The following is a 14,152-nucleotide window of genomic DNA, read 5'->3' on the forward strand; positions in this document are numbered from 1 at the left end:
TCTTATTTAGCTGACGGGACCAGCGGGCTGGACGTTTTCGGGTCCTGTCCGGTGTTGCGCAGGTAGGTGCACAACTGGTTGTTTTCACCATAAAGTCCGCCCAGGGGTTCGAGCTTGACCGCCTGCTCATAATCCACCGGCCTGACCACCTGAATCGCCTGCATCATGCCGCCGTCTTCATGCTCGAGGATGTGGCAGTGGTAGACGAACTTGCCAAGAATCACCGGGTCCCGGAACGGAATGCGCACGGTGATTGAGCCGGTCGCCGGGATGAAAACATTGTCCCGGTAGCCGCTGAACTGCACTGGCTTGCCGTTGATCTCGGTGACCTGGAAGTCCACCTGGTGGATATGGAACTGATGCAGTTCCTGGGACGGATTGAGCAGTCGCCACTCTTCGACGTCACCGAGTTTCACCGTGGTATTGACCCGATCCAGCTCGAAGCGGGTGCCATTGATCAGGAACGCGCTGGAGTCTGTGGCGGAGTCCTGGAACACGAACTGCCGGGTCTTGTTCACCGCCTGTTTGCTGAAGTCTTCGGCAGGCGGATAGGCGCTGGTGATCTGGCGGGTGGCGACCGGCTGCCCGCTGGAGCGCAGGATGGCCAGTCTGGCTGCGGGATAGCTATCACCCGCTGGCCCGGTGTCAGCGTCGCCCGACTCAATATTGTAGGAACCCGCCGGCGGCCCGACCACCAGCACACTGAAACGCGCCGAGGGCCCAATCAGTACTTCGTCATCATCCACGCGGCGGGTCACGGTATTGCCGTCCCGGGACAGGATCTGCATGGTCTGGCCATTGATACGAATGCGGAAATACTGGTTGGCGGCGATATTGATGAAATGCCAGAGCTGGGTTTCGCCCGGCTTGATGTCGATGGTGGGCACTTCCTGGCCGTTGACCGTGCGGATCGAGGGGGCGCTGGTGATGATTTCGCTCGCTACCTTGCCAGTCAGGGTTTTCTGGAAGTTGCGCAGCACCAGCACCTGTTCCTTGATGCCTTTGAGTTCGGGAAACGGATCGAGCATGCCGTCCACCAGAATGGGCCCCGCGATACCCGCCGAGACCTGACGCTGGGAGCCGCCGTGAAAATGACTGTGGTACCAATACGCCCCGGGGCTGTGGGCCATCGGCAGCTTGACGTTGTATTCGCCGACCTGATGCGGCCTGGTGATGCGGAAGATGTTGTCGCCAGTGTCCAGGGGCGAAACCTGCATGCCATGGAAATGCAGGTTGGTGATCTCGTCCATGCGGTTATCCAGGCGGATCGCCATGGTTCCGCCCGGTCGCGTGCGAATCAGCGGTGAATCGTAATCGCCGTTGAACACCAGTGACACGTAGCGCTCATTGCCCACATTGACCTGCTGCTCAGCCGCCGTCAGCGTCGCGTGGGTGACGCCGCTGGCATCGTAGGAAAACTCCGGATTTTTGCGTAGCGGCTGGGAGACTGGTTCGTTTTCACTGTGGTTCGCACAACCGGCCAACGCCAGGACAACCAGGCTCGCGTAAAGCGAAAAGGGACGGACGCTGGTGGCTCGAGGCATGATCGCGACCTTCAGTGGCGTGGCTGGGATGACACATGTAATTCAATCCGCCTGCGCGTTACCGAAGATGACAGGGCACATCCCTAACCGCTCAAAGCCAAGCTCTACAGGGCTTTCGGTCATTTTCGTGCAACTTTTGGAGTTTAGGACAGGTCTAGTTGCGCGCAAGTTTTCGGATCCAGGAACGCCATCCAGGCGATAATCGGTCTGATTTCGATCACGCTTTCCTTTTAAACAGTCTTTCCACCTCCTGCCAAAGGACCCCGGATGCTTGAGCTTGTCGCTGCATTTATCTGCCTTACCTCGCTGCTCACCTACGTCAATTTCCGCTTTATCGGCCTGCCACCCACCATCGGTGTCATGGTCACCGCCCTACTGTTTTCCCTGCTCCTGCAGGGACTGAGCTTCCTGGGTTATCCCGGTCTTGAAGAACGCATTCAACAACTGATTGGACAGATCGACTTCGGCGATCTGCTGATGAACTGGATGCTGTCATTCCTGCTGTTTGCCGGCGCCCTGCACGTCAATCTCAATGACCTGCGCAGCTATCGCTGGCCCATTGGCCTGCTCGCGACTTTCGGCGTCCTGATTGCCACCGCAGTGATCGGTAGCCTGGCCTATTACATCTTTGCCCTGTTCGGCTGGCACGTGAGCTTCCTGTACTGCCTGCTGTTCGGCGCGCTGATTTCGCCGACAGATCCAATCGCGGTGCTTGGCGTATTACGGACGGCCAACGCCTCCAAGCCGCTGAAAACAACAATCGTCGGCGAGTCGCTATTCAACGACGGCACGGCGGTGGTGGTGTTCACCGTACTGTTGGGTATCGCGCAACTGGGTGAGACGCCAACCGTCGGCGCAACCGCCATGCTGTTCGCGCATGAAGCTGTTGGCGGTGTGCTGTTTGGCGGGCTGATCGGTTATCTGGTGTACCTGATGATCAAGAGCATCGAGCAGCATCAGATCGAAGTAATGCTGACGTTGGCGCTGGTGATCGGTGGTTCGGCGATGGCCTCGGAGTTGCACGTGTCCGCGCCGATCGCGATGGTGGTTGCCGGCCTGATCATCGGCAACCTGGGCCGCAACCTGGCGATGAACGACATGACCCGCAAGTACCTGGACGGTTTTTGGGTTTTCCCAAAGGCGCCAAAAAGGCCTGCATCTTTGTCACATTGAAGGCGGCTACGCAGCGCCACTGAAAGCTGAGATGCGCCTCTGTTCCTGCCGAGCTATCTATTCTGGTCGCTCCCCTTTATCAGAATCCACATCATCAAGACATCAAGGTGTGGGCATACCACCCGCGTCTAGGATTCAACACGCCCACCAGTGAGCCTTCCATCGGACAATTGATCCTGGATGGGGCAAACGGCAGCCAACCGCTTTCTCTATGTGTATATTCATACAGTAATTCGCATGCTACGCCCTGTGGGGGGACGCTAGGCATAACGCTGAAAAGGTGCTTACATCAATGCTTAATGTCATGTCGCCACCAGCAAGGATGAGGATTTAACTTGGCCACTCTTACGGATAAAGAAATCGAAGCCCTGAAAATCGAGAATTTCATTTTTCACGTGGTGCATCATCGAGCCGATGATCCGATCCTGTTTGACGACACCCCCTTAAGCACCTTCGAGCCGTTCTTCATTGACCGCATCAAAGAAACCCTCAAGGGCAATAAATTTTCTTTCGCTGAAATATCTCAAGTAAAGGCTAAATTGAATAGTTGGGAGAAGGGCGAGTCGAATTTTGTCGATATCTCCAAGAGTTTGGCTCGACAGTTCCATCGCCTTGGCGACAAACGTATGAAGTCAGGCGTATTGATCGTAATTGGTTTAGTTACAGGTGCTAAAAAGTTTTATTCGTTAATTAAGTATGACTCTGAAAAAGTCGTTACATTTGAAACTAAGGGCGCCCAGGCAATACTTCAGGCAGTTACCAACAACTTTACTGAATCACCAAAAGCGCTCCAGAAATCAGCTCTTATTGATTTGGATTCCAAAGACTCAGAAGTAGTGATCATTGATAAAATGAGCCGCTCAGGAATCAGTGATTTCTTCAAAGAATTCCTGGGAGTAGAGCGCCTCCGAAATTCAAAGGAAATGACGGTAGATTTGGTTAAGGCAATCAAAAAAACTGTAAGGACACACCTGGGTGATCTGCCGCCGGCTATCACATCGAAGGTCGCTGAGAAAGTCGTTGAGATTGCGAAAAAGCGTAAAGACTTTGAAGTCGACGAATTCTTCACAGATTTTTTCGGCATCAATGGCCAAGATGAAATCCGGGCGACCTTCGACAAAGAATTGGAAAGCCTAAATTTGACTGGTGAGGTGTTCTCCTACGATGAGGAAGAGCTACCTACCAATGAGGCAAAGAAATACGTAACAAGTGAAGGCATAACCATAAATATGCCTGCGCGGGCAAAGGGAAGCTTAACTATTGAAAATGGAAAGGATGAAACTGTTATTACTATTCGTACAAGTCGCTTGCGTGAATCATGAAACAGATAGCGCTGGAACTTCGCAACTTCTTTGAGCGACTTACGGCGTCGGGTGGTTCTGCGCAGGTTGAAACTACGCATATTTTTCGAATTGATGAAGTGAGCGTTACATCTTCCGGGTTTGTTCGAGAATTGAAAGATCTTGCCCAGCGTGTTTGTTCTATGGGCATCGGAAAGATAGAGCTTTTTGGAGAAGTTTCCGACAGCATCGAGATCAAGGATTTCGATTTGGAGGATGTGGAAAATGACAGACTAACAGTCATCTTGGAGAAGCCAGCGGATGATGGTTGGTGTTATTTCCTAACTTTAAAAGGTTTCGAAAACTGGTTGAGAACAAACCAATTTTCAGCACAGAACTCACAGAAAAAAATGTGCGTGTGGGTTGCAAGTGAAACCTTTGAATTTTCCACTCATCAGTTTCTAGTGAAAGAAATGGGTGGAGATAAAAATTTACCGACCGCCACTCAACATCCTGAAAAACCTTGGAAAATGGTACGGGATCTTACCCACTCCCTTACCCCTCCGTCGCTTGAGCCATGGCTGCTGACTGCTGAGCCAATTGCTGAAAGCGAATCTTTTACAGCCTGGAAACGCGTGGCTGTGGAAAAGCTTTCCTTTTGCTTGCCTGCCGAGATTCGCAAGGAAGATGATGAGACTCATGTAATATTTCGAGGCGGGCGCTCACTCCCCATAGCTATAGACCAGCCTATTAACTGGGCTGATATCAATTTTGAAACACTCCACGACACCTGCCAGTGGATCTACTCCACCCCTAGGGAGTGTGAAACGAAATTCCAACTTTTCAACAACCACATTGCTATCAACTGGAACAGTGGGACGACGTGGCCCTCTGGCTCAACGCCACTCTTAAAAAATAGCCTCTCGGGGGCCAAGGAAGCGTTCGCCTTTCATCTCCAAGATCAGAGCAAGGAGGCTGTCAAAAGCCTGGGAGATCTGCGCAAGGGTTTGCAGGACGAGGTTAATAAGACACAAACTGCGACAAGGGATTTAATATCAGCTCTCTGGCGTGATTTCGCGGTGGCGGGTGTTGTCTTAGCTCTCAAGACTCCGATAGCGACTACAGGCGTAGCCGATACAGCCACCACGATTCTGTATCTTGGTGTTTCTGTGCTTCTCATATTGAGCCTAGTTATCAACACTCTTTCAACCTTGCGTTTTAACAGTCTTGCTGACAGCAGTAGAGAAGGATGGCGGAAGAAGATCTACAACTTTATGTCATCCGACGACTGGAGGCGATTGGTTGAAAAACCTATATCGTCCGGACGCACCGTTTACTGGCTTGCTTGGACTGTGTGCTTCTGTCTATACGCAGCCATTGTCCACTACTTCCTATCGCTCGCGGCACCTAGCTTCGTGGCGAACCACATTGATTATTATTTTTTCTGCGCGTGGAACTACATCACCGCCTTTCTTTTATAAACTATAAGTCTAACTACCATTGAATCTTTATGGCGCAGTGTTACTACACAGATATTTAGAAACTATGCCGAAAACCATCAGGGCTTTGCTTACACAACAGAAGCCGGTCTGGCTGAGGTAGGGGCTATAGCCATCATTGTCCGCATTCCGTTGCTCAGCGTAATGTACCCAAATACGGCCATTAAGCCTAAAAGTGATGGTTAATGTGCCGTATTGGGGACATTAAATATGCATCTCAGAGCAACGTACCACCAGCGTTCAATTCTAGGAGGGTAGTTGACTCTCGGATTCGCTGGCCTCATGGCGAGCCCAGCGCAACGCAGCTATCGACATGAATTGCCTAATCGCCAGCGCTCCCCTTTCATTTCTAGCTTTGGAGCCTGGCAAGGTCAAAGCTGCCTCAACCTTGGCACGGCTAGCTTCGTACATTGCAAATGCGTTGAACTCAGAATCAAGCAGCACCAAGAGCACAATATCGAAGGGTTGTCGTAGATCAATTGCACCCATACGGCCCGTAATCTTTTGCGAGTTCAGGATACATCGCCCCTTGATCTGGATTCTCGCGACGCCATCTTCCAGCGTCTCTGTAGCGTCGTAACCTGCCTGCCTTGCAGGATGTAGTACCAGGCCGAGTCGAGTAGCAGCTTCGTACTCTGCCACCTCGCCGGTCACGCCCAGCGGCTTGCCGGTCAGGCGATAGAATCTACGCGCGAGCACCTTGGCTTCTTTCAGAATCTCTAGGATTTCATCCTGGATCAATGCAGCCTGGTGAGGTTCCTGGCCATGACTGAGTTCAGTCATCTGCAAATGCCTCGAGCGCAGCGAGCAGCTTGGCTAGTTCAGCCAAGTTGGCCGCCGTCACGATGTCATATTCTCCTCGACTGCTCAGCCGATATACCTCTCGAGCCTTTTTGACCCGTTCCAGTAGAGGAACAACAATGCCTGACGCTCTTTCAAGAAATTCGTTAATGTCTGCCCGTGTTTGAGGGATCTTGTAGCCTTTGGCCGCGCTTGTGATGATGACGTCCGCATCCCGAAGCTTGGCGATGCCACTTGATCGGATTCTCTGGCCGTTGACCTCTCCAAGTCCGCTGTCTTTTAGATGCGCCATGATCTCCGTAGTCAGCACGTAATCCTTGGTGACGAATTCGCTTTGAAATCTTAAGAACCGCAGGATACTCAATTGCAGGCGCTCATCCTCATCAGGGTGTTCGCCAGCCCGCTCGCTAAAACGATCAGCCTGGCGGAGTGCTTCTTGGTGTACTTGGTAGTCTGCATACCCAGACTCATCCGTCGGCGGTGGCAGAAGAGACTGGTACTTGGATGGCCACTCAAGCATTCCAAGAGTCAGGCTGCGTAGGATTTTTTTGTAGGCAAGGACTGCTTCTTCCGAAGCTTTCTCTTCGTAGATCTGAGCGACTGATCCAGCAAAAAAATCTGCAACCTGAACCAAAACGTTGTCCTTACTGGCCATCGTCTGGAACGCATCCTTATCGCCAAATAGGTCGTCCACGAATCGTTCTGCAACGTAGCTTTTGAGGCTCTCCTGAAATTCCTGGCCACCATGCTCGTCAACGATCATCTGGAGGTCAGGGTATGCGCGGAACAAGCGTTCATAGAGCAACCCGTTCACGTATTTTATGAACGAGGTCTTGATACGGAGGCCGCCGTCTTTGTGAATTCGGGACTTATCAACGACGGTGAAATAGAGCTTGAAAGGCAGCTCAGCTAGCTCGTTGAGGATTCGGGAACGGCGATCTGAATCCTTCGGCTTCAGATTGCTGGATTTGATCTCGCCTGTTTGAAAGTGACGCATGCGGAGTGCTTCAGCTTGGGCATAAGCAGCTTCCAGGTCTTTCTCTGCCACCAGAATGGAGCACACGATGAAGAAGCCCGAGCTCCCTCCCTTTGACGTATCAAGGTCGGAATTCCCGGACTCATCCACGAAGGCATAGGTTCTGTCCATGAGCTTGCTCCATCAACAACGTACTGAGCGCGGTGGGTCGCCCAATGGCAAGGTGGCGAACTTAGTTCGTCGCAGTGGTAGTGCCTGGAGCGGGGCCTTCGCTGAACGTGTAGTTGATGACCACGTCATTACGGATCAAAACGTCGAGCGTTTTCTGAATGCCCGTAGTCGTCACCTTCATGGTGACCACGTAGCTCTGGGCATGGGCTGAGCCGTTGGTGTAGGTGTAGATCCACTTTTCGTCAGTCTCGCTGACAGCACTCTTGGCGTAGGGCTCACCAAACAGGGACTTCAACTCAATAGTCGTCGTTTTGCCTTTGGTGATGCTCGCTACACTGGCCGACGGAAAGTCTCGCCCTGCGGTGTAGTGGGACGTAGCGCAACCGCCAAGTGCGACACAGATCCCCATTACTGCGATGAGCTTTTTCATATCCATCCTTGATCGTAGAAAGCTCCAAATCTAGCTGGCATCGAGGCTAAAAGCCATCACCAAGGTGATCAGCTACTTTCGTGCATTCGCAGATAATGCCTTGCACATGTAGCAAGCCGAGCCAGGGTAAAGCCCCCTGAACTGCTCCGTCTGAGAAATAAGAGGTGGGGCAGAGCCTCGTTGATTTACTGCATAGCCCTGCTGCTCAAAAAAGCCTGACGCAGTTGTTGTCAGCAAATGAAATCGAGCGATTCCCTGCTCGGCGGCTTTCGCTTCAATGATCTTAAGCACCGTGACACCGATCCCTTTCGATCTGTATGTCGAGACTACGACCAGGGAACGCAGCAACCCGTCCGTACCATGCGTTTCGAAACCTCCCCATGCGACCGTCTCACTATCCTGTGTGAACTCAAAAAAGGTTCGGCCTGGAAGATCAATACCGTCTCCTAGAAGGTCAGCAGATTTCAGTGCATCGCGAAAGCGCTGCCATTGACCTCCGGCTATTTCCGTTGCCTGGATCATCATCTCTTTGCCCATCCCCTTATCTCCTTTGTGCCGCTTTGTAAGAACTGTCACGGCTCAAGCCGAAGCAGCAGTCATCATATTCGCTTTACCGCATATTCGCTAAAGCGTATATTCGATTTTCCATATGCATCGAGTTTAACCATGAGCCTTGCTATCAAAGTGCTTTTCGTGTGCGTTGCCAACTCAGCCCGATCCCTGCTTGCAGAGGCTTTGCTGCGTCACACCGATCAGCGCTTCGAGGCCTTCAGCGCAGGGTCTGAACCGTCTGAGGTTGATCCGCGCACAACTCAGGCATTGGAGGCTGTTGGAGTCGATGCAACGGGCCTGCGCAGCAAGTCCATCAGCGAGTCTCAAGCTGATCGATTCGATTACGTAATCACTCTTTGTGATAAATCCGCAAGCGAGTGCCTACCAATGCCCAATGCAGGTGAAATCATTGCCTGGGATTTTCCTGACCCAGTAACTAGCGATGATCCTGGCGCATTTCGCCACACGCTCCACGACATCCACGAGCGCATCAAGCTCTTCGTTTTGGTCAAGACCAAACACCTGGAGGATCTATGACAGAACCCTTGAACCCCACCACCTTATTCAAGTGCCTGGCGGATGACACCCGAGCAAAAATTTCGCTGCTTGTCGTCAGTGAAGGTGAGCTGTGTGTATGCGAGCTAACGGCAGCACTCGACCTGAGTCAGCCGAAGATTTCTCGTCATTTGGCGCTGCTGCGCTCTGCCGGTTTGTTGTTGGATCGTCGCCAAGGCCAATGGGTGTACTACCGACTGAATCCTGATTTGCCCGCGTGGGTGACTGCAGTTTTGAAGGAAGTGGTAGACGCCAATCAGCAATGGCTGGAAACCGAGGCTAAGCGCCTCTGCGGCATGAACGACCGTCCGATCAACCAAGCCGTGTGTAGCTGATTCACGCCCAACCGGATTAATTAAATGCTGATTGCCGTATTGATCTTTATCGCCACCATTGTCCTTGTCATCTGGCAGCCCAAGGGGCTTGGGGTTGGCTGGAGTGCGATGTTCGGTGCCATCGTGGCGTTGCTGGCAGGTGTCGTTACCCTTGCCGACATACCAGAGGTTTGGCGCATTGTCTGGAATGCCACTGGGACTTTCATCGCGGTCATCATCATTAGTCTGCTGCTTGATGAGGCAGGTTTTTTCAAGTGGGCTGCGCTGCATGTGGCCCGATGGGGAGGCGGGAGCACCCGCAAGCTGTTCGCATTTATCGTCCTGCTGGGCGCAGCGGTGTCGGCCCTGTTCGCTAATGACGGAGCAGCATTGATCCTCACACCCATTGTGATCGCGATGTTGTTGGCGTTGCGTTTTTCTCCTGCGGCTACTTTGGCATTCGTCATGGCAGCCGGTTTTATCGCCGATACGGCGAGCTTACCGCTGGTGGTTTCCAACCTGGTAAACATCGTTTCTGCCGACTACTTCGATATCGGCTTCAACGAATATGCTTCGATCATGGTGCCGGTAAACATCGTCAGCGTGGCGGCGACATTAGCCATGTTGCTGTGGTTTTTCCGCAAAGATCTACCAAAGACCTATGACCTCAATCAACTGGACAATCCGGACGAGGCAATCCACGACCGGGCCACTTTTGTAGCTGGTTGGTGGGTGTTGGCACTACTGCTGATCGGCTTCTTTGTCATTGAGCCATTGGGGGTGCCAATCAGCGCCATTGCAGCAGTTTGTGCATTCATTCTTTACGTCATCGCGGCTCGTGGTCACGCCATCAACACAGGCAAGGTGCTCAAAGAGGCGCCATGGCAGGTGGTGATTTTTTCTTTGGGTATGTACCTGGTTGTATATGGCCTGAAGAACGCCGGCCTGACCGACCACATCGCGCAGATCCTGAACGTGTTCGCCGGTTATGGCGTTTGGGGCGCGTCCCTTGGTACAGGGCTGCTAACAGCGTTGCTGTCTTCGATCATGAACAACATGCCCACCGTTTTGGTAGGCGCCTTATCCATTCATGCCGCCGAAGTCGATGGTGTAGTCCAGCAAGCGATGGTTTACGCCAACATCATCGGCTGCGACTTGGGCCCGAAGATCACCCCAATTGGGAGCTTGGCAACTCTGTTGTGGCTGCACGTGCTCGCCCGGAAAAACATAACGATCAGCTGGGGTTACTACTTCAAGACCGGGATCGTGCTGACCGTGCCCATCCTCGTCGCCACATTGTCCGCCCTGGCACTGCGCCTCAGTTTCTGAATCAAGGAATCGTCTGATGAAAGTCTTGTTCATGTGCACTCACAACAGCTGCCGCAGCATTCTGTCCGAGGCGCTTTTCAACCATTTGGCGCCCGAGGGTGTAGAAGCAGTCAGCTCAGGAAGCTTTCCTAGTGGCCGGGTGAATCAACGGGCATTGCAAACGCTGGAGGCGGAGGGTATCTCCACTGTGGGCTTGAGCAGCAAGGCTTCGGATGCTTTTGAAGGCTCGCCTCCAGACATCGTGATCACTGTCTGCGACCGGGCAGCGGGTGAAGCGTGCCCAATCTTCTTTGGGCCAGCTTTGAAGGCGCATTGGGGGCTGGCCGACCCGTCTGAGGCTAGCGGGTCGGAAGCCGAGATCACCGCAGCGTTTGAAGCCACACTGGCCAAAATTCACGAGCGGGTGAGTGCGTTTCTTATGCTGCCGCTCAAGACCATGAGCCCTGACCAGCTCAAAGCTGAACTGAACCGCATCGGTTCGCTTTAAAGATCAACCGAGGCGGCGTCCTAGCCGGCGCCGTGGTAGGAGTTTATATGCAAGACACATTGCCGAACGTACACACCGACCTAATCGACATTCCGTCGCTGGAGCAACTGGAGCCGCGTATACCGTCACTCCATAAGCCTCGAATTCTGCTTTTGTACGGATCGACGCGAGAGCGCTCTTTCAGCCGTATGGTAACTCAGGAAGCAGCCCGTTTGCTGGAGAAGTTTGGCGCCGAAACCAAAACCTTCGACCCCTCGGGTTTGCCGCTTCCGGATGACGCTCCCGATACACATCCCAAGGTCACTGAGCTGCGCGAGCTGATGCAATGGTCTGAGGGACAGGTGTGGTGCTCCCCTGAGCGTCACGGCTCCATGAGTGCAGTATTCAAAGCCCAAATTGACTGGGTTCCGCTTGCGATAGGTGCTGTACGACCTACGCAAGGAAAGACCCTTGCAGTGATGCAGGTCTGTGGCGGTTCCCAATCCTTCAACGTGGTTAACCAACTGCGGGTACTTGGACGGTGGATGCGGATGTTTACCATCCCTAACCAGTCTTCCGTGGCCAAGGCGTTCACCGAGTTCGATGAAGCAGGCCGTATGAAACCTTCCTCGTACTACGACCGTCTCGTGGACGTGATGGAAGAACTGATGAAGTTCACCCTGCTGTTGCGGGATCGCCAGGATTATTTGGTTGATCGGTACTCCGAGCGTAAAGAGTCCGCCGAAGAGCTGTCCAAACGCGTCAACCAGCGCTCCATCTAACGTCAGCACGAGGAAGCGATATGAGCCAGATCACGATCTACCACAACCCCGAATGCGGCACTTCTCGCAATACCTTGGAGCTGATCCGTAATAGCGGGGAAGAACCGACGGTTATCGAGTACCTGAAGACCCCGCCTGATCGCACCACACTTGCCAGGCTCATCGGGGATATGGGTATCGGGGTGCGGGCTCTTTTGCGTATCAAAGGAACTCCGTACGAAGAGCTGGGATTGGGTGATGCATCGCTGACGGACGAAAAGCTCATCGATGCCATGATGGCTCACCCTATCCTGATCAATCGCCCCATCGTCGTGGCGCCTTTGGGGACACGCTTGTGTCGTCCCTCAGAGGCAGTCCTCGACCTGTTACCGCAAGAGCAGCGTGGGAGTTTCGTCAAAGAGGATGGCCAAGTGGTCATTGATGAGCACGGTCGCAGAGTCTGATACGACGACGGTGAGGTGCCGCGATTGAGCCTGGAGGATGCTGGTGATTCAGAATTCGAAACTTGATGTTGTGGTTATCGGCGGTGGTCAATCCGCGCTGACAGTCGCCTATTTTTTGAAGCGGACAAGCTTGTCTTACGTGCTGCTCGATGCGGAGTCGGCACCAGGAGGAGCCTGGCGGCATGGCTGGGATTCGTTGCGACTCTTCTCTCCATCGGCATGGAGCTCGATTGCAGGCTGGCCGATGCCTGCCGTATCAGAAGAAACGCCTCACCGTGATGATGTTATCGACTATCTGACTCTGTACGAGCGTCGATATGACTTCCCCATCATGCGATCCACCAGGGTGACCCGTGTCGAGAAAATCGAAGAAGGATTACGGGTTGTCTCCGGGGATAGAAACTGGGATGCCAAAGCGGTTATCAGTGCAACAGGCACCTGGAGCCGCCCATTTACCCCGAGCTATCCCGGACAGGAGTTGTTCGTAGGGCAGCAGCTTCATTCCGCTCATTACGTTGGGCCGGATGAGTTTGAGGGGAAAGCCGTCCTTGTCGTGGGTGGTGGCAACTCGGGAGCCCAGATTTACGCCGAGGTTTCTAAAGTGGGTCAGGCAACCTGGGTAACTCAAGAGGCCCCAAAGTTTCTACCTGATGAGGTTGATGGGCGTGTCCTGTTCGAACGAGCTACTGCTCGATTGAAGGCGCAACAGGATGGCGTGGAGCCTGAAAACCCCGCTGGGGGGCTGGGCGACATCGTAATGGTGCCATCGGTGAAGGACGCTCGTGAACGCGGTGTATTGAGCGCAGTACGGCCATTCACGCACTTCACTTCAACAGGCGTTGTCTGGTCATCAGGAGACGAAACAGCGGTGGATGTCGTCATCTGGTGCACTGGGTTTTCTCCAGCGCTCGACCACCTGAACAGCCTGGGCATTGTAGGCCAGGATGGCAAAGTGGCTGTGAACGAAAACCGGAGTGTTGCTTCACCCAGTCTGTGGCTGGTGGGTTACGGCGATTGGACGGGGCTCGCCTCTGCGACATTGATCGGAGTAACCCGCACCGCTCGAGATGTAGTCAACCAAGTCCAAAGCTATCTCACTAGCGAATCCTGATGGCTCGCGACGCAAATCGAGTGTACCTACTGTGATGCGGCTTCAAGCTCAGGAAAGAGGATAGGCTCCAGTGGCGGAGTTGCCTGGCACAGCCCGAGCCGCCAGTAGCCGACGTCGTGCCATTTCCCAAGCTTGAAGCCTACCTCCGGATATGTGCCGATATGGACGAATCCCAGCGACTCGTGCAGCCCCACACTGCCTTCATTGGGCTGTGCGATTCCGGCATAAGCTGCACGAAAGCACTGTTTTTCAAGGATCGGAAGCAAGGTCTCATAGAGTTCACGGCCAACACCCTGACGGCGAGCCGATTCGGCTATGTACACCGTTACGTCAACGGCCCATCGGTATGCCGGACGTGCACGGTGTTGGCTGGCATAGGCGTAGCCCTTGATCTCCCCACCTTCTTCGGCCACCAGGTAGGGATATGTCTGAAGTGTCGTCGCTATTCGCTGAGCGATTTCCTCAGCGCTTGGCGGAATCTCTTCGAACGAGATCGCCGTTGTCGAAACGATGGGAGCGTAAATACGCTGGATAGCTTGTGCATCTGCAACAACTGCAGCGCGAATTGTGACTGGCATGTAAGTCGTCCATGAATAAGAATTTGAACATTACCTTTCCCGGATCAGTTTTCGCCATTAGCCCATTTGAAAAAAATGCGCAGTCTGAAATCTGAGTACCTCACCTGGGGACTTCTCTTTCGTCTAGTTCTAGCTCAGACCGTAGAAG

15 protein-coding genes and 1 pseudogene are annotated in these 14,152 nt (G+C 53.3%); 10 read left to right on the forward strand and 6 right to left on the reverse strand.

The genetic code is table 11. The features are described 5' to 3' along the window. Positions 1–2: 2 nt before the first annotated feature. Positions 3–1,544, reverse strand: coding sequence for a multicopper oxidase family protein (locus tag HYI44_RS20050; protein WP_122841166.1), 1,542 nt, complete (start codon positions 1,542–1,544; stop codon positions 3–5). Between the two features lie 267 nt (positions 1,545–1,811). On the opposite strand from HYI44_RS20050, the pseudogene HYI44_RS20055 reads away from it, so the two are divergent. The 3 genes and pseudogenes from HYI44_RS20055 to HYI44_RS20065 all read left to right on the forward strand — a co-directional run. After that, positions 1,812–2,672 (forward strand): annotated as a pseudogene (locus HYI44_RS20055) (cation:proton antiporter); the annotation flags it as partial. A 380-nt stretch (positions 2,673–3,052) separates the two neighbouring features. Next, positions 3,053–4,039 (forward strand): nucleoid-associated protein, encoded by a 987-nt coding sequence (locus tag HYI44_RS20060; protein ID WP_032894897.1) that lies wholly within the window; start codon positions 3,053–3,055, stop codon positions 4,037–4,039. After that, entirely contained in the window at positions 4,036–5,478 is a 1,443-nt protein-coding gene (locus HYI44_RS20065) for a hypothetical protein (RefSeq protein WP_047338026.1), read from the forward strand. Before HYI44_RS20060 ends, HYI44_RS20065 begins: the two co-directional genes overlap by 4 nt. 264 nt (positions 5,479–5,742) lie before the next feature. Here HYI44_RS20065 and HYI44_RS20070 read toward each other — a convergent pair whose 3' ends face one another. The 4 genes from HYI44_RS20070 to arsN2 all read right to left on the reverse strand — a co-directional run bounded on the left by HYI44_RS20070 (position 5,743) and on the right by arsN2 (position 8,411). Beyond that, positions 5,743–6,279, reverse strand: a complete 537-nt coding sequence (locus HYI44_RS20070; RefSeq protein ID WP_032894895.1) for a hypothetical protein — start codon at positions 6,277–6,279, stop codon at positions 5,743–5,745. Beyond that, positions 6,272–7,444, reverse strand: a complete 1,173-nt coding sequence (locus HYI44_RS20075) for a DUF3800 domain-containing protein (RefSeq protein ID WP_032894893.1) — start codon at positions 7,442–7,444, stop codon at positions 6,272–6,274. Before HYI44_RS20075 ends, HYI44_RS20070 begins: the two co-directional genes overlap by 8 nt. 61 nt (positions 7,445–7,505) lie before the next feature. Further along, positions 7,506–7,874 (reverse strand): hypothetical protein, encoded by a 369-nt coding sequence (locus HYI44_RS20080; RefSeq protein ID WP_032894891.1) that lies wholly within the window; start codon positions 7,872–7,874, stop codon positions 7,506–7,508. A 72-nt stretch (positions 7,875–7,946) separates the two neighbouring features. Then, the gene (gene arsN2, locus HYI44_RS20085) at positions 7,947–8,411 is read right to left on the reverse strand and encodes an arsenic resistance N-acetyltransferase ArsN2 (RefSeq protein WP_032894889.1); all 465 of its coding nucleotides are present in this window, start codon (positions 8,409–8,411) and stop codon (positions 7,947–7,949) included. A gap of 129 nt (positions 8,412–8,540) precedes the next feature. Between arsN2 and HYI44_RS20090 the strand changes: the two genes are divergently transcribed. From HYI44_RS20090 to HYI44_RS20120, 7 genes are read left to right on the forward strand one after another with little or no spacing between them, the layout of a single operon-like run. Next, positions 8,541–8,963, forward strand: a complete 423-nt coding sequence (locus HYI44_RS20090) for an arsenate reductase ArsC (RefSeq protein WP_032894887.1) — start codon at positions 8,541–8,543, stop codon at positions 8,961–8,963. Continuing rightward, a complete protein-coding gene (locus HYI44_RS20095) occupies positions 8,960–9,316 on the forward strand; it encodes a metalloregulator ArsR/SmtB family transcription factor (protein WP_032894886.1) in 357 nt (118 codons plus the stop codon). The genes HYI44_RS20090 and HYI44_RS20095 overlap by 4 nt, the downstream gene beginning before the upstream one ends. Positions 9,317–9,340: 24 nt before the next feature. Further along, complete coding sequence (locus HYI44_RS20100; protein ID WP_032894883.1) at positions 9,341–10,624, forward strand: arsenic transporter; 1,284 nt, start codon at positions 9,341–9,343, stop codon at positions 10,622–10,624. 16 nt (positions 10,625–10,640) lie between these two features. Beyond that, the gene (locus HYI44_RS20105; RefSeq protein ID WP_032894881.1) at positions 10,641–11,111 is read left to right on the forward strand and encodes an arsenate reductase ArsC; all 471 of its coding nucleotides are present in this window, start codon (positions 10,641–10,643) and stop codon (positions 11,109–11,111) included. A gap of 47 nt (positions 11,112–11,158) precedes the next feature. Next, positions 11,159–11,872, forward strand: coding sequence for an arsenical resistance protein ArsH (arsH, locus tag HYI44_RS20110; RefSeq protein ID WP_032894879.1), 714 nt, complete (start codon positions 11,159–11,161; stop codon positions 11,870–11,872). A gap of 20 nt (positions 11,873–11,892) precedes the next feature. Continuing rightward, positions 11,893–12,315, forward strand: a complete 423-nt coding sequence (gene arsC / locus HYI44_RS20115; RefSeq protein ID WP_032894877.1) for an arsenate reductase (glutaredoxin) — start codon at positions 11,893–11,895, stop codon at positions 12,313–12,315. 37 nt (positions 12,316–12,352) lie between these two features. Then, positions 12,353–13,426 carry an ArsO family NAD(P)H-dependent flavin-containing monooxygenase gene (locus HYI44_RS20120; RefSeq protein ID WP_032894876.1) on the forward strand — a complete coding sequence of 358 codons (1,074 nt, stop codon included), beginning with the start codon at positions 12,353–12,355 and terminating at the stop codon, positions 13,424–13,426. A gap of 26 nt (positions 13,427–13,452) precedes the next feature. On the opposite strand, the gene HYI44_RS20125 is transcribed toward HYI44_RS20120, so the two are convergent. Then, on the reverse strand, positions 13,453–14,004 hold the full coding sequence (locus HYI44_RS20125; RefSeq protein WP_032894875.1) for an arsinothricin resistance N-acetyltransferase ArsN1 family B: 552 nt from the start codon (positions 14,002–14,004) through the stop codon (positions 13,453–13,455). Positions 14,005–14,152: the final 148 nt, after the last annotated feature.

This window comes from Pseudomonas sp. Y24-6, from assembly GCF_020295325.1.
GTDB lineage: Bacteria > Pseudomonadota > Gammaproteobacteria > Pseudomonadales > Pseudomonadaceae > Aquipseudomonas > Aquipseudomonas gregormendelii.